We start from the raw sequence: 25843 nt of genomic DNA, 5'->3' as shown, positions 1-25843 counted from the left end.
AAAATTTTTTCATCTAGTATATAATATAATCTGTATTTAGGAGGTAGGAATGATAAAAAAAGCTTTTAATAATGATAAATATATAAAAATCCAGTCGGAAAAAATAGAGGAAAGAATAAAAGAATTTGATAAGTTGTATCTTGAATTTGGCGGAAAATTATTTGATGATTCTCACGCATCAAGAGTTTTGCCAGGATTTTTGCCTGATTCTAAATTACAAATGTTAAAAAAATTAAAAGATATTACTGAAATTGTAATCGTAATAAACGCAAATGATATTGAATCAAATAAAATCAGATCAGATCTTGATATAGGTTATGACACAGAAGTTTTAAGACTAAAAACTTCTTTTGAGGATTTGGGATTTTTTGTAAATTCAATAGTGATAACTCAATTCGATAACCAACCATCAGCTATAAAATATGGAAAATATCTTGATAGTTTAAATATAAAAAATTATAAGACTTATGACATTGAAGGTTATCCAAATAATATTCCTCATATTATAAGCAAAGATGGTTTTGGAAAAAATGATTATATACAAACAAGTAGGGACTTGGTAGTTATAACAGGACCAGGACCTGGAAGTGGAAAACTTGCAACATGTCTTTCACAAATGTATTTGGAAAATGAAAGAGGAATAAACGCAGGCTATGCAAAATTTGAAACTTTTCCAGTGTGGAACCTTCCTTTAAAACACCCAGTAAATATAGCCTATGAAGCAGCTACAGCCGATTTAAACGATGTAAATATGATCGATCCATATCATCTTGAAGCTTATGGAAAAACAACAGTAAATTATAATAGGGACGTTGAAGCTTTTCCTATTTTAAAGCAAATGTTTGAAAAAATTTCAGGAGTTTGCCCTTACAAATCTCCAACTGATATGGGAGTAAATATGGTTGGTTTTTGTATCGACGATGAGAAAGAAACAATAAAGGCTTGTGAAAATGAAATAATAAGAAGATATTACAGTGCCCTAGTAGATTTTAAACTTGCAAAATCCGACTTTAAACCTGTAGAAAAAATAGAAATTTTGATGAGTGGACTAAATTTAGAATCATCAGATAGGATAGTTGCCATAAAAGCTAGAGAAAAACAAAAAGAAAAAAATTCAGAAATTTTTGCAATTGAACTTGACTGCGGAAAAATTGTTACAGGCAAAAAATCAAAATTAATGTCATCTCCAGCAGCATGTATTTTAAATGCCTTAAAAGAAATTTCTGGAATAAATGACGAAATTCCATTAATATCTCCACATATATTAGAGCCAGTTTTGAAATTAAAAGAAGACATTTTAAAACAAAAAGAGGAGTCCTTATCAGTTGACGATGTATTGATAGCTCTTTCAATATCAGCAACAACAAATCCAGTAAGTCATTTGGCATTAGAAAATTTAAATAAGTTAAAAGGACTTGATGCTCACTCAACAATAATTTTAAACGACAGCGACAAAAAGACTCTTTTAAAAATGCACTTTAATTTCACCCAAGATCCAGTTTTATCACAAGGATATTTAAATATTTAAGAAATTCCCCATAGGGGATTGATAGCATAGACAAACCCTCAAGCACGAATATCGGACTCCAAAAATTGTTGATTTCTAAATTCCAAAATTCTAAAATCGCAAACTCGAGCTACGCTCTCAAACAGTGCGATTTTTGACGAATTTTAAAATTTGAAATCAAATTAATTTTTTCCGTATGATATTCTTAGCGTGAGGGTTTGTATACATTGTAAATAGTCTTAATTCCCCGATGAGGGGATTTTTTATTTGCAAATTTTTAAAAAAATTCGAATTAATTTATAATTCTATTTACTATATTTGCTTGACAAAAATTAATCAATGTTATAAGATTAATTTATAGAAAGCGTTTTTAAAAAAATCTTAAAGGAGAAAATATGAATAACGTAAAAGTAGATGTAAAAAATGAAATTGCTTATGTAACTATTGATAGACCAAAAGCTTTAAATGCTTTAAATTCAGAAACTTTAAAAGAATTAAATGAAACTTTTTCAGATATAAGAGATAGAAAAGATGTAAAAGTTTTAATTCTTACTGGTGGAGGAGAAAAATCTTTCGTAGCTGGTGCTGATATTTCTGAAATGGTAAATGCTACACCTCAAGAAGGAAGAGCAATGAGTATGCTTGCTTATGAAACTTTTAATATGCTTGAAGAAATGCCACAAGTTACAATTGCAGCTGTAAATGGATTTGCTCTTGGTGGCGGTTGTGAAATTTCTATGGCTTGTGATATTAGAGTTGCATCTAAAAATGCTTTATTTGGTCAACCAGAAGTTGGTCTTGGAATAATTCCAGGATTTGGTGGAACTCAAAGACTTCCAAGACTTGTTGGAAAAGGAATTGCAAAAGAATTAATTTTTACAACAGATTCTATAAAAGCTGACGAAGCTTACAGAATTGGTCTTGTAAATCACGTTGTTGAAAAAGAAGAATTAATTGATTATTGTACAAAAATGGCAGAAAAAATTATTTCAAAAGCATCTTATGCAGTAACACTTGCAAAACAAGTTATAAATCTTGGAGTAGAATCTGATCTTCACACAGGAATTCAATTAGAAGCAAATACTTTCGCATCAACTTTTGAGACTCACGACAAAAAAGAAGGCATGACAGCTTTCCTTGAAAAAAGAAAAGCAGATTTATCTGATTTTTAATTAAAAAAATTAGGGGCTTTTGTAGGATTAAATTATTTCTACAAAAGCCCCATTTTTTATTCATCTTCGTATTCTACATAAGAAAAATAATGATCTCTTTCATTTAAATCTTCATTTTCGTAAGTTTCAATTACTTCGTTGTTGATTGATTTTACTAAATCTATTATATATGATCTAAGATTTGCTCTTCCTAGCATTTTTTTACCTAAATTTTGTTTTATATTTGTGATTTTTTTATAATTTACTATATATTTTGCAAGGTCGACTCCTTCAACTCTTCTTTTTTTCAAAATAAATTTGGAAATAAAAGTTAGAAGGTCGAACAAATTATTTGATTTTCTTTTTAAATATTTAATTAAACTATTAAAAAATATTCCCTTTATAGAAACTAATTTATTAAAAAATTTATCTTTTGAACCATCAATTTCAAATCTTATATTTTTTGTTAAAAATTCAAAAATTTCATTAATTTCATCTTGGCAATAATCAATTATTTGGTCTGTGATTGAATAATTTGGATTATTTAATTTTGCCATAAATTCAACTACATAAGATGGAGTTGTCTTTTCATCAAGCGCCTTGTATTGGTAAATATAATTTGAAAAATCATATAAGCTATGACCGTCTTTTGAAATTGGCATAGAAATACCTTTTTTCATAAGCTTATCGTAATAATAAATTATATTGTCTGTTGTCATTATTTTTTCTTCAAATTGCTCAATCAAAATCTCTAGGCATTCTTCCAAATCTTTTGCTTTTATTATGGCATGAGACCTGTATGAATCTATTTTTATAAACATTTCCCCATCTGCATCAAAAATATTTATAAAACCTAATTTTTCAATATGAATTGGGAATTTATCCTTGTAAAATTTTAAAATTTCTCCTATATATCCTTTTTTTGGAAGATTTATTTTTAAAGCTGTGTTTATCCTATCAATTAAAAATTTTTTAATATTCATTTCAGAAATCATAGGATTTTTTGCCATGGAATGAACGTAATTAAACAAAACATCCTTTAGTGATAATTGATTTTCTAGAGCGTAGGCAATTGAATTTTCTATTTTTATTGTTTCTCCTGATAAATTTTCGTAAGAAAAAGATTTGATTAATTGAGTTTTTAAATCAACAGAAAATCCATTAAATTCTTCTATATCATCCAAAACATTAATGTGTCTTATTGGAAGAGGATAGGTTACGGTTGAACCAGTTTGAATATTAAATATTTCATTTCCCAAAACAGATTTATATTTTGCAGTTCCATTTTCATGCAGGTGACCTGTAAATAAAAATTTTACTCCCATATCTGCCAAAACCTCAATTGGAAGCCTATCATTTATTCTAGGATCATCGTCAATATATTTTTCATTCCAATTTTTTATTATAAAAGGTCCCAAGACGAGTCTTTGATCTCTAAAATTTGGAATTAAAGCATGATGAGATATTACAAAAATCATATCTTTTCTACCTTTAGCCTCATCGATTTTTTCAATCGCCCATTTCATAACATTTTTATCAAGGGCTCCAACCACATTTGTTTTGCCATCCTTATGATTTTGTTCATAATCACAAGAATAAATTGAAGTGTCAATAAAAAGTAAAGTTAGAGAATTTTTATTTTCTAAATTATTATCAATTCTTGCAAGATAAGAGCCATATCCTTGGCAATAATAAGAATATTTAAAATCTCTATTAAATTTTTTGTTTATAAAATCAAGATGAGATTTAAAAATATTAGAATTTTTATAAAATTCCAAAACCTTATCTTTGTACAAAAAATCATATATTTCAAAAAATTCTCTAGGTTCAATTCCATCAGTTTTTTTGAGATTTTTATAATCAAAAGCCTGCTTGTTATTTATATCATGATTTCCTGGAATTAAAAATATTTTTCTTTGTGGATTTTCATAGGTCCAAGATTTTAAAGTTTCCATAACTTCTAGATGAGATTTTTTTTCTCCATCTTTTGTCAAATCGCCAGGAATTATTATATATTTGCTATCATTAAGACTTGCAAGCTCTAATGCTCTTTTCAAAAGCCCTTCGCCTTCAACCAAAAATTTTCTGTCATATTTGATAGCCATATTAAATTCTTTGTTATTAGCCATCAAAGATCTTGCCAAAATATGAATATCAGAAAGAATGCTGAGGCTTATTTTTTTATTATTTTCCATACTATCATTTCCTTTTTCTTAATTTTAATATACCATAAGTAAAAAATAAAAATAAGGAGAAATATTGAATTATAAATTTTAGAGTTTTATTGATTTACAATTATTAATTTTATTTGGAAAAAAATTTAAAATTAATTTTTACTAAATTAATAGGAATTCGCATAATTGATTTCATAATAAAAAAAACAATTAATTTCTGGTTTAATAAAACCAAGCCAAGGGGAAATTTTATTAGATAAAAAAATTATTGATAAACCGTCATCAAGAAAGGGCATGGTCTTTCAAAAACCTAGGCTTTTTCCTTGGCTAAGCGTTGGAGAAAATGTAGGATTTTCTGGATCATTAAAAAACGAAGAGAAAATTGATGAGAAAGAAATTGATAAAATGCTAAAAAAAGTTGGACTTATAGAATTTAAAAATTCTTATCCAAAAGAATTGTCAGGAAAAATGGCACAAAGAGTTTCGTTGATTAGAACTATGATTTCAAAACCAGAAATATTTTTACTTGATGAGCCTTTGGGAAGCCTTGATGCTTTTACAAGAATGAATTTGCAAGATGAAATTTTAAATTTGTGGCAAGAAATTAAAAATTTAATGATTATGGTAACTCACGATGTAGAAGAAGCTGTTTATATGTCTACAAAAATTATAATAATGGAGCCAAGGCCTGTAGGTAAAAGAAGTTGTAGATATAAATTTGGACTATCCAAGAGATAGGACAAGTGATAAATTTATTGAATACAGAAATAAAATTTTAAATATTTTAAATTATTAAAAGATATTTCTTCTAATCTTCTAAGTTTCAAAGATTCTTCTTAGGGTATATTTAAAATAGATGAAAATATTTTATTAAGAAGGAGGGAATATGAAAAAAAATCCAATGGATAAGAATAATTTAGGAGACAACTTACCTAGTAGAAATAATACTAAGGGCGAAAATCCTAAAATTACAAGAGCTTCTGGAGCTCCAGTAGAAAATAATCAAGATTCAATGACAGCAGGAAGAAGAGGTCCAATAGTTTTTGAAGATACTTGGCTTTTTGAAAAAAATGCTCATTTTAATAGAGAAGTTATTCCTGAAAGAAGAATGCACGCAAAAGGTTCAGGAGCTTTTGGAACATTTACAGTTACAAATGATATAAGCAAATATACTAAGGCAAAAATTTTTTCTAAAGTAGGAAAGAAAACAGAAATGTTTGCAAGATTTTCTCTTGTTGCAGGAGAAAGAGGATTTGCAGATGCAGATAGAGATATTAGAGGATTTGCTCTAAAATTTTATACAGAAGAAGGTAACTGGGATTTAGTTGGAAATAATACTCCAGTATTTTTCTTTAGAGATCCTATGAAATTTATAGATTTAAATCGCGTTGTAAAAAGAGATCCAAAAAATAACATGAGAAGTCCTAATAGCAATTGGGATTTTTGGTCTTCGTTGCCAGAATCTCTTCTTCAAGTAACAATTACAATGAGTGACAGAGGAATTCCATCATCTTATAGATATATGCATGGGTTTGGTTCTCACACTTATTCTTTAATTAATGAAGATAATGAAAGAACTTGGGTAAAATTTCATTTTAGATCCCAACAAGGAATTCAAAATCTTACAGACCAAGAAGCTGAAAAAGTAAAAGGAATGGATCCTGATTCACATCAAAGAGATCTTTTTGAGGCTATAGAAAAAAAGAAATATCCTAAGTGGAAGATGTATATTCAAGTTATGAGTGAAGATGAAGCTAATAATATGGAAGTAAATCCATTTGATTTGACAAAGATGTGGTTAAAAAAAGATCATCCATTCATCGAAGTTGGAGAATTTGAATTAAATAAAAATCCGGAAAATTATTTTCAAGATGTAGAACAATCTGCATTTAGTCCAGGAAATAATGTTCCAGGAATTTCATTTTCTCCAGATAGGATGCTGCAATCAAGAATTTTGATGTATGGAGATGCTCAAAGATATAGACTTGGAGTTAATCATAATCAAATTCCAGTAAATTCTCCAAAGGGAATGAATAAAAAAGATTATCATCCTTGGCATAGAGATGGTCTTATGAGAATTGATGGAAATCTTGGTGGAGAAAATCATTATGAACCAAATTCTTATGGAAATTGGGAAGAAGATCCTAAAGGATATGAGCCAAAACAAAATGGTGGAGATGTTTATAGATATGATTATAGAAAAGAAGATCAAGATTATTACACTCAACCAGGAATGCTTTATAGAGCAATGACAGACGATCAAAAAGAAGTTTTATGTGAAAATACTGCAAGACACATGAAAGATACGACGCTACAAATTAAACATAGATGGATAAATCATTGCTATCAAGCAGATAAAGATTATGGAGAAAGACTTGCTAAGGTTTTAGAAATTGACATTAATGATGTTGATTTAGAATTAAGTAAAAGGGATTCAAGACAAGCAAATTATAAAGCAAACAATGCTCATAAAGAATTGGATAAACCTAGCAAAGATTTGTCTATGAAAGAATGGGAAGAAATAAAAACAGACTATGATCCTAAAAAATTTATAAAACCAGAAGACGATCCATATTTACTTTAAATAAAATAAAAATAATTAATTAAAATCATAAATTAACCCCTGAAATTCAAAATTTTCATTTTGTATTTTTAGGGGTTATTTGATTTTTGATGTTAGCTTTTTTTTTCAAAAATCGTATAATCTATGTGATAAACATCCTAAAAAATAGAAAGGATTTTTATGAATGATTATTTAAAGAAAAATAAAAAATTAGGAGCAATAATTTTTGGTTTAATAAATGTTGTTTTAGCATTTTTATCAACGCGTTTTTTGGTATTTGCATTTTTTATTCCAATTTTTACTGCCATAAAATTGTGGGAATTAAATGATAAAAATAAAATGATATTTTTGTTTACGACAGGTTTATTTTCTGCAATTTTAAATATTAGGATAACTATTTTTCTAATGTCTCCTATGATAATTTATGGAAATGTTTTATATGATTTAATTAAGAAAAATAAAACTGATAAGTATAGTTTGAAAGTACTTACTATAATTTTTTCGGTTTTATCTTTGACAATTATTGGGTATCTTTACTCTAAGTCAGATATTAATTTGAATTTTTTAGTAGATGCAACAGAAAAAATATTTAAAGATCAAAATTTTAAAATTGATAAGGAAATAATTAGAAAAAGTCTTAAAACAATACCTTTAGTTTTTATTTTCTTTTCTTTAATTTATAGCATGATTTCACTAAAACTTGTTAGAAATTATTTGAATTATAAAAATGAAAATATAAGGGATTTAAGAAGAATTAACAGAATTAGAATTGATATAAAAGATTTAAGATATATTTTTATTTGCCTAATTATTTCAGCAATATTATGTAAAATTTTATCTTTTTCAAATGAATTTATTTTGTTAAATTCAATTATGGCTTTAAAATTATTATTTTGTGTAAATGGGGTTTTGTTGATTGATTATTTTGTATCGCTAAGGAAAAGCAAAGCAGCAAGAATAATTAATTGGTTTTTATTATTTATATTGTTTGCTTACATATCAGATATTATAGCAACAATAGGTTTTATTGATATATTTTTGAATTTAAGAAGAAAAGCGAGGATAGCATGAAGGAAAAATTAAGGTATTTTACGAAAGAAAATTATATTTTTATACTAATCTTACCTCTAATTATTTCGATAATCTTGTTTTTTTATGAGAAAATTTTTGCAACTATAGGACTTATCCTTGTAGTTTTATTATATTTTTATATTAAAAAAATAGATGATAATAATGAAGATTTTTTCCAAGCATATATTGATGAGTTGGATTATTCTTTTGATGAAATAACTAAAAACGTTGTATTTCAAATGCCGTTTCCGATTGTTATTTTGGAAGATGGAAAAACAATTAAGTGGCATAATTCTAATTTTAAGGAATTGTTTGAGGCGAAAAATTTAATAGGAAAAAGTGTAAATAATTTTATAACAGATTTTAGCCAAATAGATTTTTCTAAACAATCAACGGATCCTATATCTGTTGATATTTACGATAAGGTTTATGAATTTTATTATTCCACAATAAAAAGAGAAAAGTTTGATGACGAGCTTACTTTTATTTATGGAATTGATAATACATCTGATGAGAATATTAAAAAAATATTTAAAGACAGACGCCTTGTTGTTTTGACAATGTATATTGACAACTTTGATGATTTAAGACAATCTACAAAGGCAAGTGACAGATCATCTCTAACTGGAGAAATTGATAGAATTATAATGAATTATTTTGAAAAATTTGGTGCCATGGTAAGAAAATACGAAAATGATAGGTACATGGTAATGATTCATTATGATGATTACAAAAAAATTTATGATAGTAAATTTAAAATTTTAGATTTGGTAAGAGATGTAAAAAAAGGAAATTCTATCCAACCAACTCTTTCTGTTGGTGTAGGTTTATCAGGTTCAAAGCCTATTGATGTTTATGAGGAATCTAGAATTTCAATAGATATTGCTCTTTCGCGTGGTGGCGATCAAGTTGTAATAAAAGAAGGCGATAATTACGAGTATTTTGGTGGCAAATCAAAAGCAACAGAAAAAATTTCAAAAGTAAGAAGTCGTGTTATATCACAAGCTTTAAAAAGAATGGTAGAAACATCATCAAAAGTTTTTGTAATGGGACATAACAATCCAGATATGGATTCTTTTGGATCAGCTCTTGGAATTTATGAAGGAATAAAAAGTATTGGCAAGGAATGTTATTTTGTTTTAAATGAAGTAAACAAACCAATAGAAAATATTTACAATAGAACTGTTGAAGACTTGGAAGGATTTAGAGAAAATGTTGTTACAGAAATAAAAGCTTTGGAACTAATGGATCAAGGCTCTTTGGTAATAGTAACAGACAATCACAGAAAAAATTCTACAGAAGCTCCATCATTAATAGATAGGACAGAACAAATTGTAATAATTGATCATCACAGAAGGGGAAATGACTATATAAGAAATGCAACAATTTCTTATATTGAGCCTTATGCATCAAGTGCAAGCGAGCTTGTAACAGAAATTTTAAATTATTTTGATGAATCGTTTAAGGCAAGAGTTCCAGTTGCGGAAGCCCTTCTTGCAGGACTTACTGTTGATACAAAAAATTTCGTTTATCAAACAGGAGTAAGAACTTTTGAAGCTGCATCAATTTTAAAAAGATGGGGAGCAGATTCAATTATAATAAAAAGAATGTTCAAAGATGATTTTGAAATAGTAAAATACAAATCAGAAGTAATAGCTGATTCGACAGTGATAAATGATTTTATTGCAATAGGTCATTTTAATAGAGAAATGGATGGCTCAACTTTAATAGCAAGTCAAGCTGCTGATGATTTATTAAATATAAAAGGTGTTAAAGCAAGTTTTGTTTTGACAAGAGCAAATGATAAAATCCATATATCAGGAAGAAGTTTGGGAGATATTTCGGTTCAATTAATTTTGGAAAGAATTGGTGGAGGTGGACATTTAACTTCAGCTGCAACCCAACTTGATATGAGTATAGAAGAAGCAGAAATTATGCTTAAAAAAGCTATAAAAGAATATTTAGAGGAGGAAGTTGAAAAAAATGAAGATAATATTAACTGAAGATGTTAAAAAAATCGGCAAAAAAGGCGAAGTTGTAAATGTAAAACAAGGTTATTTTAGAAATTATATTTTACCAAATAATCTTGGAGTAGAAGCAAATAAAGAAAATTTAGCAAAGCTTGATGAACATCTTAAAAAATTAAAAAAAGAAGAAGATGAAAATATAAAAGCTGCAATGGAAAATAAAGAAAAAATTGAAAAAACAGAAGTTATAATCAAGGTAAAAGCTGGAGAAAATGGAAAATTATTTGGCTCTATTACAAATATGGATATTAAAAAAGCTCTTGATGAAAAAAATATTGAAGTAGATAAGAAAAAAATCGACAAGGCTGACATTGATTCACTTGGAGATTATGAAGTTACAATTAAGCTTTACCAACAGGTTTCTGCAAAATTAAAAGTGAAGGTTGAGGCAGAATAATGGAAGAAAATCTTAGGCAAATGCCTAGTGATATTTCTTCAGAGATGGCCATAATTGGTTGTATAATTACAAAAAGTGAAACCATAGATCAGGCTATACAATTAGTAAAGCCTTATGAGTTTTATGATTCAAGATGCCAAAGAATTTATAAGACTTTAGTTAATATGTATCAAAAAGATATAAAAATAGATGAAGTAAGTCTTATATCAAAATTAAAATCAGAAAACATCTTGGAGGAAGTTGGAGGAGAGCAGTTTATTGCAGAGATAACACTCTCCTCATTTTATACTCCAAATATGGATCAATACTGTGAGAATGTCAAAGAAAAAGCTCTCCTTAGAGCATTAATAAGTGCGTGCGACGAAATAGTTGGAAAATCTTACGAACAAAAAAAAGATGCTAAAGAAGTTATAGAAATGGCAGAATCAAAAATTTTCGAAATAAGCCAAAAAAATCTTGAAAAGGGTCTTGTAAGAGTTTCTGAAACTATGGATGAAACAATAAAACAACTTGAACTTTTAAGTTTAAATGAAGGAAAAATAACTGGCGTTACGACAGGAATTTCAAGCGTTGATGATAAACTGTCAGGACTTCAAAATTCCCAATTAATTTTACTTGCAGCAAGACCTGCAATGGGAAAAACTGCTCTTGGTCTTACTATGGCATGGAATGCAGCAAACGCTGGCAAATCAGTTGCGTTTTTTTCATTAGAAATGTCAACTTATCAATTAAATCAAAGATTAATTTCTATGGTTTCTATGATTGATCTTGAAAAAATTATTACAGGAAATTTGGAAGCTGATGAGTGGATTGAAATTATAAATGCAATTACAAAGATAAAAGAAAAAGAAATTTACGTCGATGAAACTGCAGGAATTACTTTGTCAGAGCTTAGAAGTAAATGTAAAAGATTAAAGGCAGAAGAAGGACTTGATTTAATTGTAATTGATTATTTGCAACTTATGACTGGGGAAGGAAGATTTGATAATAGGCAACAAGAAATTGCACAAATTTCTAGAGGTTTAAAATCTTTGTCAAAAGAAATAAATTGCCCGGTTTTATCACTTGCCCAACTATCTCGTGAGGCAGATAAAAGATCTGATCACAAGCCAATTTTATCAGATCTTCGTGAATCAGGAGCAATCGAGCAAGATGCAGATGTTGTTATGCTTTTGTATAGGGAAGATTATTATGACGTAGATGATAATCCTAATGTGGCAAAAGTAATTTTGGCAAAACACAGAAATGGACCAACTGGTCTTATGGAGTTATTTTTCCACAAACAATGTACAACTTTTAAAGACCTAAGTCATGATGAAAAATAAAATGAAAATAATTGGTAAAGACGATAAGATATATTTAAAAAAATTAGACTTAGATGATGCTTATGATTTAAGAAAATGGTCAATGAATGAGGATGAAAGATTAAAAGGCTATAATTATGGAAATTTTTCTCAAATTGATTGCGAAGTTTGGTTTATGAATGTAAATATTTATAGGAAAAGATATTTTGCGGTAAGAAAAATTGACGATGATAGTTTTATTGCCTTTATTGGTCTAAAAAATTATAATCCGATTTTAAGAAAAAGTGAATTGGGAATTGTTTTTGATCCACAATATACTTCAAGAGGTTATGGTTTTAAGGCTATGAAAATCTTACTTGATTATTATTTTGAGGATTTAAAATTTAATGAACTTTATCTTGATGTAAATAATTTTAATAAAAGAGCGATTTCTTTGTATGAAAAATTAGGATTTAAAAAATGTGGCGATACAATAGAAATTTTTGAAAACCAAGAAATATATCCTGACGATAAATATTTTTTAATGAAAAATGGCAAAATTTATAGTTTTATTACAAAAATGAAAATAAGAAAAGATGGAAGGTAATAATTTGGAATTTAAAATTCAAAATTTAAGTTTGGATATGGGAGAAACATCATTTGAAAATATGTTTTTAAATACATACGTACCCATGGCAGACGGAGATAGCCTAAAAGTTTTTTTGCTTTTATATAAGGATTTAAAATCTAGCGGAGAAGTTGATTTAGAAAAAATAAAAAGACAACTTGCCTTTGATGATGAAAAAATGAACGAAATAATTTCATATTGGACAAATATGGGAGTATTTAGAAAAAAAGATAGGGGCGATGGTACTTTTTATCTTGAAATAATTTCTCTAAGACAAGCTTATTTTGGAAATTCAAAGGCAAATGCAAGCGAAAATATGCTTGATACTTCAAAAAGAAAATCTGTAATGTTTAATCAGGTTGAAAGAATTATTCAAAGACAGCTTACTCCACAAGATATTAGAAGGATTCACGAAACTTTAGATGAATATAAACAAGATCCTGAGCTTGTTACAGAAGCTTTTAGGCAAGCAAAAGAAGTAAATAATGTTGATGTAAAATATGTAATGGGATTTTTAAAAACTTGGAGAGATCAAAGTATTTTTTCCTTAAATGACTTAAAAATAAAAGAAGAAAGAGCGAAATTAATGAGAGAAAAATCTCCAAGAAAATATAAGAGTGCAAAAAAAGTTTATAGGTCAAAAAATAAAAATCCAAATGAAAAATCTTATGCTCAAAAGGCAAGGGAAGAAAGATTTAAAAAAATTCTTGAAGGAGGGGATATAAGATGAGTCCCAATGACAATATTTCAAGAATAATTGAAAAAAGAAGAATAAAAAATAAAGAAGAACAAGAAAAAAGAAAAAAAGAAATCTATGAAAAATTTCCAAGAATTAAAGTCATTGACAAAACTATTGCATCGATTGGGCAAATGGCAATAACAAAGGCTCAAGAAGGAATTAATGTAGATGAATTAAAGAAAAAATTGAAAGAGCTTGATAGGCAAAAGGAAGAAATTTTACTTGAAAATTCTTACCCAAAAGACTATTTAAAAATCCATTATCATTGTGATATATGTAAGGATACAGGTTTTGTAAATACACAAATTTGTAGGTGTAGAAAAAAACTTATAATAGAGAAAAAATATTCCCAATCAAATATTAGTAGGCTTGTTCAAAGAGAAAATTTTAGAACATTTAACGCAAATTTATATTCTAAAAATCTTTACAAAGATTATCCAATTAGTCCCTACGAAAATATAATTAGAATTCAAAATGATGCAAAAATGTATGTTGAAAATTTCTCAAAAAATTATAAAAATCTTTATATATTTGGAGATGTTGGAAGGGGCAAAACTTTTTTGATAAATTCTATTGCCAAGGAAATTTTGGATAGAAATTATTCTGTTATTTATCTTACAGCTACAAAATTATTTTCATTTATGAATGATTATTTGTATGCTTTTTCTGAAAGAAAAGAGGAATTAAAAGAAAGATATGATTTGATTTTTGAGTCTGACCTTTTAATTATTGATGATTTGGGAAGCGAAAATGACAGAAATTCTAATGAATCAAATCTTTTTGAAATTGTTAATGATAGGATGATTAACAAAAAACCAATTATTTTTTCATCAAATTATTCTGAAGATGAGCTAATGGAGTTTTATGGAGATAGGATTTTTTCAAGAATTATTGGTTCTAGCCATGTAATGGAAATTTTTGGAGAAGATTTAAGACTTTTATTTTAGGAGTAAAATATGCTTTTAGTAGATCGTGAAACCATGCAAAATATTGATAGTTACGCTATAAATGAAATTAAAATTCCGTCTTTGTGTTTGGTTGAAAGAGCAGCACTTTCTGTGATGGAAAATATTAATCTTGATATAAGACACTCTTTTGCTCTTATTGTTTCTTGTGGAAACAATGGAGCTGATGGACTTGCTCTTGCAAGAAATTTGCTTGCTCTTTCTAAGGATTGCGATATTTATATTATTGGAAATAAAAACAAGGCAAGCAAAGATTTTATAATAAATTATAATGCTTGCAAAAATCTTACAAAAAATATTTATTCGATTGAAACAATTGAAGATATGAATTTTTTGAGAAAAAATCTTGATAGGGTAAATACGATTGTTGATGGAATATTTGGAACTGGTTTGAATAGACCTGTTTCTGGAATTTATGCAAATATAATTGATTTGATAAATGAAAAAAATATCTACACAATTTCTATTGATTTGCCATCAGGTTTTGATGCAAATGGGGAAAATAATTATGGCACATACGTTGACAGCGACTTAATTGTTTGTATGCAAATTTTAAAAAAAGGTCTTTATGAAGATAATTATTTTAAAGATAAAACTGTAGTTTGTGATATAGGTCTTCCTCAAATTGCAATCGAAAAATTTATAAATATTTGAAAAAAGCAAAAATAAAAGTATATTAGAATTAATTGAATAAAGCTGTGATGAGAAGTAGTAATTAAAAATAGCCTTTAGAGAGAAGATGGTTGGTGAAAATCTTTGGCGAAAGTTAATGAATCCGTCTTTGAGCTTATAAATTTAAAGTGAATGAATTTATTTCATTAAATTGGGTGGTACCGCGATAATCTCGTCCCTTTTGGGATGAGATTTTTTTATTGTAAAAAATTTAGGAGGAAATATGTTAGACATAAAATTTGTAAGAGAAAACCCAGATTTTGTAAAAGAAAATATCAAGAAAAAATTTCAAGATGAAAAATTAGTTTTGGTTGATGAAGTAATTAAGCTTGATGAAAAATTAAGAGATGTAAAAACAGAGGGAGACAATTTAAGGGCAAAAAGAAATAAAACTTCAAAACAAATTGGTGCTCTTATGGGTCAAGGAAAAAAAGATGAAGCTGAAAAAGTAAAAGAAGAAGTTTCAGATATAAATGATAGACTTGTTCAAATCGAAGAAGATACAAGAAAATTCCAAGACCAATTAAAAGAAAAAATGCAAGTTATCCCACAAATAATTGATGATTCAGTTCCAATAGGAAAAGATGACAGCGAAAATGTAGAAATTGAAAGATTTGGAGAAAATGTAACTCCAGATTTTGAAGTTCCTTATCACGTTGATATTATGGAAAGCTTTAATGGAATTGATTTAGATTCTGCAAGAGATACATCAGGAGCAGGTTTTTATTATTTAAAAGGAGATATTGCAAGACTTCACTCAGCAATTCTTTCTTATGCAAGAGATTTTATGATTGACAAGGGATATGAATATCACATTCCACCATTTATGATTAGATCTGACGTTGTTACAGGCGTTATGAGCTTTGCTGAAATGGAAGATATGATGTATAAAATCGAAGGCGAAGATTTATATTTAATCGGAACAAGTGAGCACTCAATGATTGGTAAATTTATAAACTCAATCACAGATGAAAACGAAATGCCACTAAGAATGACATCATATTCTCCTTGTTTTAGAAAAGAAGTTGGAGCTCACGGAATTGAAGAACGTGGAGTTTATAGAATCCACCAATTTGAAAAACAAGAAATGGTTATAATTTGTAAACCAGAAGATTCAAAGAAATTTTACGATGAATTATGGAAAAATACAGTAGAATTTTTTAGATCATTAGAAATTCCTGTAAGAACACTTGAATGTTGCTCAGGAGATTTGGCAGATTTAAAAGTAAAATCATGCGATGTTGAAGCATGGAGCCCAAGACAAGGAAAATATTTTGAAGTAGGTTCATGTTCAAACCTTGGAGATGCTCAAGCAAGAAGACTTAAAATAAGATTAAGAGGAGAAAAAGGAAATTATTTTGCTCACACATTAAATAACACAGTAGTAGCTCCTCCAAGAATGTTAATTGCATTTTTAGAAAACCTATTACAAGAAGACGGATCAGTTAAAATTCCAAAACCACTTCAAATGTATATGGGTGGAATAGAAAAACTTGTTCCAAAAAATAAATAGAAATTAAAGAAACTCATTTATAAACACTCAAAAAATCCTAGCCAATTGGCTAGGATTTTAAAATATTTTTTTATCTGTAATTATTAAATCTAATTTTTGATCAAAATCATCGAAATTTAATTTATAAGATTTATTTATTTGATAAAATAAACCGATGTAAAAGGACTTATGATTTTTTATGTAATAATCATAATATCCTCCGCCGTAGCCAAGTCTAAATTTATTTTTGTCAAAGGAAAGTCCTGGGACTATGGTAAGATCTATTTTTTCCAAACTTTTTTCAAGTTTTGATGTTTTTATTTTATATGCTCCATCAATAAGATCGTCAAATGAAGTGAGCAAAACTGGAATCATTTCAGATTTTTTTATAATTTTTGGTATATAAACTTCCTTTTTATCTAAAAATGCTTGTTTTATTATTTTTTTTGTATCAATTTCATCTTCTGTTGAATAATAAATAAAAATCGACTTGGCATTTTTATAATAATCGCTTGATATAAGTTTATTTTTTATTTTTTCATCCCAATTTTTTTTATCGGTTTTTGGGATTTTTTTTCTGTTATTTATAAAATAACGTCTTAGGTCTTTTTTCATTAAATCACTCCAAAAGCTCTTGTTTTTTGACTCAATAATTTTAAAATTTTTATTTTTTCTTAATTTAATCCTGTAAATTTATTTTTTGTTTTCATATAGGCTGCAATGATTTCTGCTCCCAAAATTATTGTCAATGAAAATAAAAGCATCCAAACTAATAAGGCTATAATTCCTGCCAAGGCTCCGTAAATAACGGACATATTGCTCATATTATTTAAGAAAAATGAATAGGCAAAGCTTGTTATGGTAATCATAATTGTTGTAGAAATTGAGCCGACAAAGGCGTCTTTGAAGCTTATTTTTATTGAATTATTGTAAGGCGCACACTTGTATAAAAGGCTTAGACCAAGAATTAAAATTATTGGTGGAAGTATTCCTGAAACCAAATTAATTAGCCAAGTAAATTCTTCAAGAGAAAATGAAGAATTTACAAGTTGCAATACATTTTCTATTAAATTTAAAATTCCATTTGAATAAATTCTTAGCAAAAATAAAAATATTAGGATAAAAATAAGGATAAAGGTATATAAGAATCCAAATATTTTATTTTTTATCATGGAATGATCGTCTTCAAGTCCGTAGGCTACATTTATTGCAAGAATTATTTTTGAAACTCCTTTTGATGCTGACCAAAGGGCAAATATCAATGTGATTGTAGAAAGTGTTGAAACTGATGATGAATTAATAATTGATTTTACAAGCATCAAAATTACACCTCTTATTGTTTCTGGCAAAAGCTCAATAAATTCTACAATTACATCTTCGTTACCTTTCATATATTTTGTGACAAGATTTAACAAAACCAAAAGCATGGGAATTGCAGCTGACAAAAAATAATATGAAAGAGAAGACGCCAAGGTCATAATATCGTGGGACTTTGCTCTTTCGATTAGGGTAAAAATAAATTTTTTAGTTTTTTTTGATTTTATTTTTCCTTTCATTTCAAGTACCCATCAAACCATTCTTTAATTTTTTCTAGTCTTTTTATTCTTGCTTTTGGCTTTCCAGATCTTGACAATTCGTGATTTTCTCCATGAAAAATATACATTTTTGTATCAACGCCATTTTCTTTTATTCTTGTATACATTTGAAGACCTTGCTCTAATGGACATCTATAATCTTCGTCAGAATGAATAAACATTGTTGGAGTTTTTACATTTTTTGCATGCTTAATAGGAGATTGCTCCCACATTTTTTCTAAATTATCCCAAGGATTTGCCCCTGTTTGATCAGGTGCAAAATAATATCCTATATCAGAAACTCCATAGAATGAAGTCCAATTTGAAATTGATCTTTGAGAATTTGCAGCCTTAAATCTGTTTGTGTGTGAAACAATCCAATTTGTCATAAATCCACCATAAGATCCGCCATAAACTCCCATATTATTTTCATCAATTTGTGGATATTTTTTTATAGCCAAATCTGTAAAATTCATCAAATCTTCATAGTCAATAGTTCCATATTTTCCTCTAATATCAGAATATTTTATGCCATTTCCACTTGAACCGTGTGGATTTGTATAAATAATTATATATCCATCATTTGCAAAAACTTGATGCTCGTGGTGGAAAATATTTGAAAATTCTGTTTTTGGTCCGCCGTGGATTGATAAAATGGTAGGATATTTTTTGTTTTTATCAAAATCTACTGGCAAAAGAACAAATCCTCTAATTTTATCGCCGTTTGATTCATAGAAAAATTCTTCGATTTTTCCAAGTGATGAATTTATTTTATTATCAAGTAAAATTTTGTTATTTTTCTTTTCTTTTAAGTGGGAAATTCTATTTTCTGTCATGGCAAAATAATAAATATTGTCATTTGCTATTGCAAAATCTTCAACGCAACCAGAAATTTCTAGCTTTATATTTTCATTTTCATCTAAAGAATAAAGTTTTGATTCTTCTTTTTCTGTAACTACAAAATAAAATTTATTGTTTTTGTAAAAAAAAGTCCTATAAGCTTCATATCTTGCATCGCTTCCAATAGAATTGCCAAAAGATTTGTCAAAATCATCAGGACTTATTTTTTTATATTCGCCAGTTAAATTGGTTTTATAGATAAAGGCGTCTTCATTTATTCCGCCTTTTCTCATATCACTTGCCACAAAAATAATTTCATCTTTGTCATTAAAAAATAAATCATAATATGAAAATTCATTTTCGATTATAATTTTTTCTTCCTTATTTTCTAAATCTAAAATTACTAAATCATCTCTAAGCCTTGAAACTTTATTATCATTTTTTCCCAAAACTAGAGCTAATTTATTTGCGTTTTTATTTATTGCAAAAGCATTTAGACTTTCATTTTCAAAATTTCTAATTTTTTGAAGACTTTTATCTTCTTTTTTGAAAAGGTAAAGACTTTGTTTTTGATTATTTATATAACCTGTGCCATTAAACCAAAAAGGTAATTTGGTAACTTCCTTATAAAAAGAATTTTCCTTTTGTTTTTTCCTTTCGTCCTCACTTAATTTGTCAGAAGCTTTTATCAAATAATATCCATTTTTTAAATCTTTGATATATGAAACATTTTTATCAATTTTAAATTCTAAACTTCCAACTCCCATTGACTTATCTTTTTTATAAAAATAATCAAATTTATCGTCGGATTTTTCCTTGTAAATTAAATTATCATTTTCATCAAAAATAAAGATTCCAATATTTTTATTATCAGAAACTTTATATTTTTTATTTTTTTCTATATCAAAAAGATAAAGATAAGAATTGTATTTATTTTCGTCTAAATCGGCATTTGTTTTTAAAAAAGCCAAATATTTTTCGTCATTAGATATTTCAAGACTTGAATAAAAATCATAAGTTAAAATATCATTAATTTTTGTTTTTTCCATTTCTCCTCCTTGCATTTATCTCATTATACAATAAATTTTAATAAAGAAAAAACTAAAGGTTTACATTAAACTTACGGGGGTATATATATAATATCAAAATGACGGAGGTTCAATATGAAATTAAATATTAAAGGTAAAAACATCAATGTTTATGAAAGCTTAAAAGAAGAAGCTAAGGAAAAATTTGATAGGCTTGACAAATATTTCAACAAGGAAGAAGAAATGGACCTCAAATTTTCTACCGAAGGTAATTTAAAAAAAGTTGAATCAACCATTTTTCTTAAAGGCGGAACAATTTTAAGAGCTGAGGAAGTAAATGATAATTTCTCAACTGGAATTGATAAGGTAATAGATGCTTTGGTTCGTCAAATTAGAAAACAAAAAACAAAACTTCAAAGAAATAGAAGAAATGGTGAATCAATTAAATTTGAATCCTTTGATAACATTGAAGAAGGAAAAGAGGAAAATATTCCAAAAATTAAAAGACAAAAAGAAATAGTTCTAAGACCTATGAGCGATGAAGAAGCTTGTATGCAAATGGAATTATTAAATCATGATTTCTTCATATACTTAGATGATGAGGAAATGAAAACAAGACTTGTATATAAAAGAAAAGATGGACATTACGGATTAATTATTCCCGAATAAAATAAATTAACTGCTGCAAAATATTTTGCAGCAGTATTTTTGTGTTTACTAAAATTTTTTTTGATATAATATAAATAAAAATATTTAAATATGAGGGATAAATAATGAAAAAAATTGCTATAGTTGGTTTAGGATTAATGGGCGGTTCTTTTGCTAAGGCTTTTATAGAGTATAGTGATAATATAGTTTATGGCTATGATATTGATGAAAAAACGAAAAAATCGGCTAAGAATTTTGGTATAAAAATAATTGAAGATAAGAATGAATTAAAAAATATGGATCTTACAATTATTTGTTTAAATCCATTAACCATAAAAAAATTTGTTGGAGAAAATTATAAATATCTATCCAAAACTGTTATGGAAATTTCGGGAGTAAAAAATAATTTGTATCCATATATAAAAAAATTATCAGAAAAATATTCTTTCGTATATAAATCAATTCATCCTATGGCTGGTAGAGAAGTTTATGGCTTTGAATCTTCTTTAAAAGATTTATACATTAATGCTTCTATGATTTATGTTGATGATTTAGATGATGAGGAAATTTCTTTATTTAAAAAAATTGGATTTGACAAATTTGTAAAGGCAAGTCCCAAAAAACACGATGAAATGATTTCTTTTACATCTCAACTATGTCATGTGATTTCTAATGCTTATGTATTAAATCAAAAAAGCATTTACCATGATGGATTTTCTGCTGGGAGTTTAAAAGATATGACAAGAGTTTCAAAGATTGATGAAAACTTATGGTCAGAATTATTTTTATTAAACAAGGATTTTTTGATTGAGGACATAAATACAATGATGGAAAACTTGGAAGAATTAAAAAATGATTTGAAAAATAACGACGTAGATAAATTAAAAGCCCAACTAAAAAAAGGAAATGACACAAGAAAGAAGATGTGGTAATGAAATTAAGTGTAGATTTAATAAATCCCTATGAAATAGAAATAGGCTCAAATATTATAAAAAAATTAAATACATATTTAAAAGAAAATTATAAAAATTCAAAAATTTTAATTATAAGCGATGACTTAGTTTATAAAATTCATAAAGAAAAATTAATTAAAGAGCTTGATGGATTTTTTTATAAAGAATTTATAATAAAAAACGGAGAAAATTCTAAATCAACAGAAAATTTGATAAAAATTTTAGAATTTGCTGCTGAAAATCAATACAAGAGAAATGATTTAATAATTGCCTTTGGTGGAGGAGTTGTAGGAGATATTTCTGGACTTGTTGCATCTTTATATCTTAGAGGAGTTGATTATATTTCAATTCCAACTACTTTTTTATCAGCAATTGATTCATCAGTTGGTGGAAAAACAGCCGTAAATTTAAAGGCAGGGAAAAATTTGTGTGGAACTTTTTACCAACCCAAAAAAGTTTTTATAGATACAGATTTTTTAAAAACTTTGTCTGATTATTATTTTAATGATGGTTTGGCTGAGGCAATAAAATATGGAATGATAAAAGATAAGTCTATTTTTGATGAAATTTCAAAAGAAAATGTAAGTAAAACTTACGAAAATCTCCCATCAATTATAAAAAAATGTTTGGATATAAAAAAAGATGTGGTTAAAGATGATGAAAAAGATTTTGGTATTAGGCAAATTTTAAATTATGGTCACACATTTGCTCATGCTATAGAGAAAAATTCAAATTTTGAAATAAGCCATGGCCATGCGGTTGCTCTTGGTATGAAAATTATGGTTAAAAATTTTTACGAAAGTTTTTACGATGATTTTATAAAAGTGTTGAAAAAATATAATCTTGATAAAGAAATTGATTTTGATACAGAAAAAATATTAAAAGTTTGCATGGTTGATAAAAAATCAAGAAATGACAGGATAAATATAATTGTTGTGAGAAATCTTGGAACTTGCGAAATTTTAAATATAGATTTAAAGGATTTGAGGAAAATTTATGAAAACAGATAATATTTTAATTCATCCATCAAAACTAAAAGGCGAAATTGATGCTATTTCTTCAAAATCATTTGCCCATAGAGCTTTGATTTTGGCTGGACTTTGTGAAGAGCCTACAAATATTTATATAAATGAATTTTCAAAAGATATAAATGTTACAATAGAATCTTTAAAAAATTTGGGAGTTGGAATTGAAAAATTTGAAAATTTTGTAAAAGTTACTCCTCCAAAAGTAAAAATAGAAAAAGCCACAATAGATATGTACGAGTCGGGTTCTTCACTAAGGTTTTTTACAGCTGTAGCAAATCATTTTGCAAAAGAAGTAAAAATAATGGGAAAGGAAAGATTAAGTCAAAGACCAAATTATGAATTAATAAAAAATTTGAGAAAGCATGGTCTTGAAATTTCATCTGATAAAATTCCTTATACGATAAAGGGAAATTTATTTGGTGGAGATTTTGAATTTTTTGAAAATAAATCCAGTCAATATATTACCGCAATTATGCTTGCGTCAAGCAAATTATCAGGGAAAACATCGATAAAATTAAAAGAAAAACCCGAATCGCTTGGCTATATTGACATAAGCAGAGAAGTTTTAAAAGATTTTAATGTAGATGTAAAAGAAGAAAATAATTCTTATTTTATAGAAAATTCACAAATAAAATCGCCTAATAATTATTATGTTGAAGGCGATTGGTCAAATGCTGCCTTTTTTTATGGGGCAAATCTTATAAATTCTCAAATAAAAATTAAAAATTTGAAAGAAGATTCCTTGCAAAAAGATAGGGAAATTATAGATATTATAAAAAAAATAAAACTTTGCAAAAATGAAAATAAGACACTTGAAATAGATATTTCTCAAATTCCAGATCTTTGTCCAATACTTGCTCTTCTTTTAACATATTTAGATAAAACGTCTTATATTACAAATGGAAAAAGATTGAGGCTTAAAGAAAGCGATAGGCTTGAATCAACTTCAAAAATGCTGAATGATTTGGGAGCTAAATGCGAAATTATTGGAGATAATCTAAAAATTTCTGGAAAAATTATAGGAGGAGAAGTCGACTCTTTTAACGATCACAGAATTGTAATGGCAGCAAGCATCGCTTCCTTAATGGCAAAAGATGATATTATTATAAAAAATTATAAGGCAGTAAACAAATCCTATCCTTCATTTTTTAAAACTTTTGAAAAATTAGGAGGAAAAATTGAGTATTTAGGAGCTTAAATGGAAGATTTAAAAGAGATTAGAAATCAAATTAATAAAATTGATGAAGAAATTATAAATTTATTGGAAAAAAGATTTGACCTTTCAAAAAAAGTTAGAGCCTACAAAATTTCCCACAATAAAAAAATTTACGATCCAAAAAGAGAGCGAGAAATTTTAAAAAAAATAAAAGAGGAAAGTCCTGAATATGGCGAATATTTTCTTCCTATTTTTCAAGAAATTATGGATCAATCGAAGAATTTACAAAAAGAAGAAGAAAAATATGGACTTTTAGGAAAAAGTTTAGCTCATTCTTATTCAAAAATAATTCACGAAAAAATAGCCTTTTATAATTACCAATATTTTGAAAAAAACGAAGAAGAATTAGATTATTTTTTTGAAAGAAAAGATTTTAAAGGAATAAATGTAACAATTCCTTATAAAAAAACAGTAATGAAGTACCTAGACTTTGTTTCAAAAAAAGCAGAAAAAATTGGAGCAGTAAATACAATTGTAAATAAAAATGGAAAACTTTACGGCTACAATACTGATTATTATGGATTTTCTTATAATTTGAGAAAAAATAAAATAAATGTAAAAGATAAAAAATGCTTAATTTTAGGTAAAGGCGCCTCATCAAAAACTGTAAGTGAGGTTTTAAAAGATGAGGGGGCAAAAAAAATAGTATTTTTGTCAAGAAAATATAAACCATTTCTTAAAGATGCAAAAGATTATTTTGATTTTGAAATTATAGTAAATACAACTCCTGTTGGAATGTATCCTAACAACGAAAAATATTTAAAAGAAATTGACCTTGATGATTTTATAAATTTAGAGGCAGTTGTAGATTTGATTTACAATCCATATATGACAAAAATTATAGCTTGTGCCAAAGAAAAAAATATAAAATATGCAACAGGTTTTGATATGTTGCTTGCCCAAGCAGTTAAGGCAAGCGAATTATTTTTAGATAAAAAGATTGATGAATCAGTTATTGAAAAAATAAAAAAATCTATTTACAGAGAAAAAATAAATATTGCCCTAATAGGTATGCCAGCAGTAGGCAAAACCAGTCTTGGAAAAATTTTAGCAAAAAATATGAATAGAAAACTTGTCGATATTGATTTAGAATTTGTAAAAAAATATGGAAATATTGAAGAGTTCTTCAATAAATATGGGGAAGACGAATTTAGAAAAAAAGAAAGCCAAATAATAAAAGAAATTTCAAAAAAAACTTCTCTTATTATAAGTTGTGGCGGAGGTGTTGTTGAAAGAAAAGAAAATTATTATTTCCTAAAAGAAAATTCTCTGATAGTAGAAGTAAAAAGAAATTTAGAAAATCTAGAAACAGAGGGAAGACCTATTTCAAAAAAATATAATTTATTTGATTTATATAAAAAGAGAAAAAAATTATATGACAGTTTTAAAGATGTTGAGGTGGAAAATAATAATTTGCTGGAATGTGCTAAGGAAATTGAGGTGAAATTTTATGAGAATATTGATAATTAACGGACCAAATATAAATATGCTTGGAATTAGAGAAAAAAATATTTATGGCTCAAAAAATTATAAAGATTTAATAAAATATATAAAAGAATACACTAAAGAAAAGGACATTGAAATTGAAATTTACCAATCAAATTCTGAAGGACAAATTATAAATAAAATTCAAGAAGCTTATAATTTGTATGATGGAATTGTAATAAATCCAGCAGCTTATACCCATACATCAATTGCAATTTTGGATGCACTAAAAGCTGTAAATATTCCAACAGTTGAAGTGCATTTGACAGATGTAAATAAAAGAGAAGATTTTAGAAAAATATCTTATGTTTCATATTTTGCCAAAAAAACTATTAAAGGCAAGGGCTTTGATGGTTATATAGAAGCGATAGATTTTTTAAAAGAAAATTATGATAAATAAAT

23 protein-coding genes and 1 other annotated feature are annotated in these 25843 nt (G+C 27.1%); of the genes, 19 read left to right on the top strand and 4 right to left on the bottom strand.

The window, feature by feature from the left end; genetic code table 11:
• Positions 1–49 precede the first annotated feature (49 nt).
• Both HMPREF0078_RS05440 and HMPREF0078_RS05435 read left to right on the top strand, forming a co-directional pair.
• Entirely contained in the window at positions 50–1528 is a 1479-nt protein-coding gene (locus tag HMPREF0078_RS05440; protein ID WP_004839135.1) for a DUF1846 domain-containing protein, read from the top strand.
• 374 nt (positions 1529–1902) lie between these two features.
• Positions 1903–2679 carry an enoyl-CoA hydratase-related protein gene (locus HMPREF0078_RS05435; protein ID WP_004839134.1) on the top strand — a complete coding sequence of 259 codons (777 nt, stop codon included), beginning with the start codon at positions 1903–1905 and terminating at the stop codon, positions 2677–2679.
• Positions 2680–2735: 56 nt separating this feature from the next.
• Here HMPREF0078_RS05435 and HMPREF0078_RS05430 read toward each other — a convergent pair whose 3' ends face one another.
• A complete protein-coding gene (locus tag HMPREF0078_RS05430) occupies positions 2736–4853 on the bottom strand; it encodes a metallophosphoesterase family protein (protein ID WP_004839133.1) in 2118 nt (705 codons plus the stop codon).
• 192 nt (positions 4854–5045) lie between these two features.
• Between HMPREF0078_RS05430 and HMPREF0078_RS05425 the strand changes: the two genes are divergently transcribed.
• From HMPREF0078_RS05425 to serS, 11 genes are all read left to right on the top strand, one after another.
• A complete protein-coding gene (locus HMPREF0078_RS05425) occupies positions 5046–5570 on the top strand; it encodes an ABC transporter ATP-binding protein (RefSeq protein WP_322785220.1) in 525 nt (174 codons plus the stop codon).
• Positions 5571–5718: 148 nt separating this feature from the next.
• Positions 5719–7416 (top strand): catalase, encoded by a 1698-nt coding sequence (locus HMPREF0078_RS05420; protein WP_004839131.1) that lies wholly within the window; start codon positions 5719–5721, stop codon positions 7414–7416.
• Between the two features lie 159 nt (positions 7417–7575).
• Complete coding sequence (locus tag HMPREF0078_RS05415) at positions 7576–8466, top strand: DUF2232 domain-containing protein (protein ID WP_004839130.1); 891 nt, start codon at positions 7576–7578, stop codon at positions 8464–8466.
• Positions 8463–10469: a DHH family phosphoesterase gene (locus HMPREF0078_RS05410; protein ID WP_004839129.1), complete on the top strand. Its 2007-nt coding sequence runs from the start codon at positions 8463–8465 to the stop codon at positions 10467–10469. The genes HMPREF0078_RS05415 and HMPREF0078_RS05410 overlap by 4 nt, the downstream gene beginning before the upstream one ends.
• Positions 10450–10890, top strand: a complete 441-nt coding sequence (gene rplI, locus HMPREF0078_RS05405) for a 50S ribosomal protein L9 (protein ID WP_004839128.1) — start codon at positions 10450–10452, stop codon at positions 10888–10890. Before HMPREF0078_RS05410 ends, rplI begins: the two co-directional genes overlap by 20 nt.
• On the top strand, positions 10890–12215 hold the full coding sequence (gene dnaB / locus HMPREF0078_RS05400; RefSeq protein WP_004839127.1) for a replicative DNA helicase: 1326 nt from the start codon (positions 10890–10892) through the stop codon (positions 12213–12215). Before rplI ends, dnaB begins: the two co-directional genes overlap by 1 nt.
• A 1-nt stretch (position 12216) precedes the next feature.
• A complete protein-coding gene (locus HMPREF0078_RS05395; protein ID WP_039920729.1) occupies positions 12217–12780 on the top strand; it encodes a GNAT family N-acetyltransferase in 564 nt (187 codons plus the stop codon).
• Positions 12770–13531, top strand: coding sequence for a DnaD domain-containing protein (locus HMPREF0078_RS05390; protein WP_004839125.1), 762 nt, complete (start codon positions 12770–12772; stop codon positions 13529–13531). Before HMPREF0078_RS05395 ends, HMPREF0078_RS05390 begins: the two co-directional genes overlap by 11 nt.
• Positions 13528–14487 (top strand): ATP-binding protein, encoded by a 960-nt coding sequence (locus HMPREF0078_RS05385; protein WP_004839124.1) that lies wholly within the window; start codon positions 13528–13530, stop codon positions 14485–14487. Before HMPREF0078_RS05390 ends, HMPREF0078_RS05385 begins: the two co-directional genes overlap by 4 nt.
• Before the next feature lie 9 nt (positions 14488–14496).
• The gene (locus tag HMPREF0078_RS05380; protein WP_004839123.1) at positions 14497–15159 is read left to right on the top strand and encodes an NAD(P)H-hydrate epimerase; all 663 of its coding nucleotides are present in this window, start codon (positions 14497–14499) and stop codon (positions 15157–15159) included.
• Positions 15160–15194: 35 nt separating this feature from the next.
• Positions 15195–15360, top strand: a binding site (T-box leader).
• A gap of 40 nt (positions 15361–15400) precedes the next feature.
• The gene (gene serS, locus HMPREF0078_RS05375) at positions 15401–16690 is read left to right on the top strand and encodes a serine--tRNA ligase (RefSeq protein WP_004839122.1); all 1290 of its coding nucleotides are present in this window, start codon (positions 15401–15403) and stop codon (positions 16688–16690) included.
• A gap of 57 nt (positions 16691–16747) precedes the next feature.
• On the opposite strand, the gene HMPREF0078_RS05370 is transcribed toward serS, so the two are convergent.
• Genes HMPREF0078_RS05370 through HMPREF0078_RS05360 form a run of 3 tightly spaced genes read right to left on the bottom strand, consistent with a single transcriptional unit; the run spans position 16748 to position 20132 of the window.
• Positions 16748–17284, bottom strand: coding sequence for a 5-formyltetrahydrofolate cyclo-ligase (locus HMPREF0078_RS05370; protein WP_004839121.1), 537 nt, complete (start codon positions 17282–17284; stop codon positions 16748–16750).
• Between the two features lie 59 nt (positions 17285–17343).
• Complete coding sequence (locus tag HMPREF0078_RS05365; protein ID WP_004839120.1) at positions 17344–18225, bottom strand: YihY/virulence factor BrkB family protein; 882 nt, start codon at positions 18223–18225, stop codon at positions 17344–17346.
• The gene (locus HMPREF0078_RS05360; protein ID WP_039920548.1) at positions 18222–20132 is read right to left on the bottom strand and encodes an alpha/beta hydrolase family protein; all 1911 of its coding nucleotides are present in this window, start codon (positions 20130–20132) and stop codon (positions 18222–18224) included. The genes HMPREF0078_RS05365 and HMPREF0078_RS05360 overlap by 4 nt, the downstream gene beginning before the upstream one ends.
• A 114-nt stretch (positions 20133–20246) precedes the next feature.
• On the opposite strand from HMPREF0078_RS05360, the gene hpf reads away from it, so the two are divergent.
• The 6 genes from hpf (at position 20247) to aroQ (ending at position 25841) form a co-directional block, all read left to right on the top strand.
• Positions 20247–20780: a ribosome hibernation-promoting factor, HPF/YfiA family gene (gene hpf, locus HMPREF0078_RS05355; RefSeq protein ID WP_004839118.1), complete on the top strand. Its 534-nt coding sequence runs from the start codon at positions 20247–20249 to the stop codon at positions 20778–20780.
• A gap of 104 nt (positions 20781–20884) precedes the next feature.
• Positions 20885–21691: a prephenate dehydrogenase gene (locus HMPREF0078_RS05350; protein ID WP_004839117.1), complete on the top strand. Its 807-nt coding sequence runs from the start codon at positions 20885–20887 to the stop codon at positions 21689–21691.
• The gene (gene aroB / locus HMPREF0078_RS05345; protein WP_004839116.1) at positions 21691–22722 is read left to right on the top strand and encodes a 3-dehydroquinate synthase; all 1032 of its coding nucleotides are present in this window, start codon (positions 21691–21693) and stop codon (positions 22720–22722) included. Before HMPREF0078_RS05350 ends, aroB begins: the two co-directional genes overlap by 1 nt.
• Entirely contained in the window at positions 22709–23938 is a 1230-nt protein-coding gene (gene aroA / locus HMPREF0078_RS05340) for a 3-phosphoshikimate 1-carboxyvinyltransferase (RefSeq protein WP_004839115.1), read from the top strand. The genes aroB and aroA overlap by 14 nt, the downstream gene beginning before the upstream one ends.
• On the top strand, positions 23939–25426 hold the full coding sequence (locus HMPREF0078_RS05335; protein ID WP_004839114.1) for a shikimate kinase: 1488 nt from the start codon (positions 23939–23941) through the stop codon (positions 25424–25426).
• Positions 25407–25841: a type II 3-dehydroquinate dehydratase gene (aroQ, locus tag HMPREF0078_RS05330; RefSeq protein WP_004839113.1), complete on the top strand. Its 435-nt coding sequence runs from the start codon at positions 25407–25409 to the stop codon at positions 25839–25841. The genes HMPREF0078_RS05335 and aroQ overlap by 20 nt, the downstream gene beginning before the upstream one ends.
• The last annotated feature ends 2 nt before the right edge of the window (positions 25842–25843 follow it).

The organism is Anaerococcus vaginalis ATCC 51170 (assembly GCF_000163295.1).
GTDB lineage: Bacteria > Bacillota > Clostridia > Tissierellales > Peptoniphilaceae > Anaerococcus > Anaerococcus vaginalis.
The sequence above is the reverse complement of the archived record's forward strand: the minus strand, read 5'-3'. Positions and strand labels throughout refer to the sequence as shown.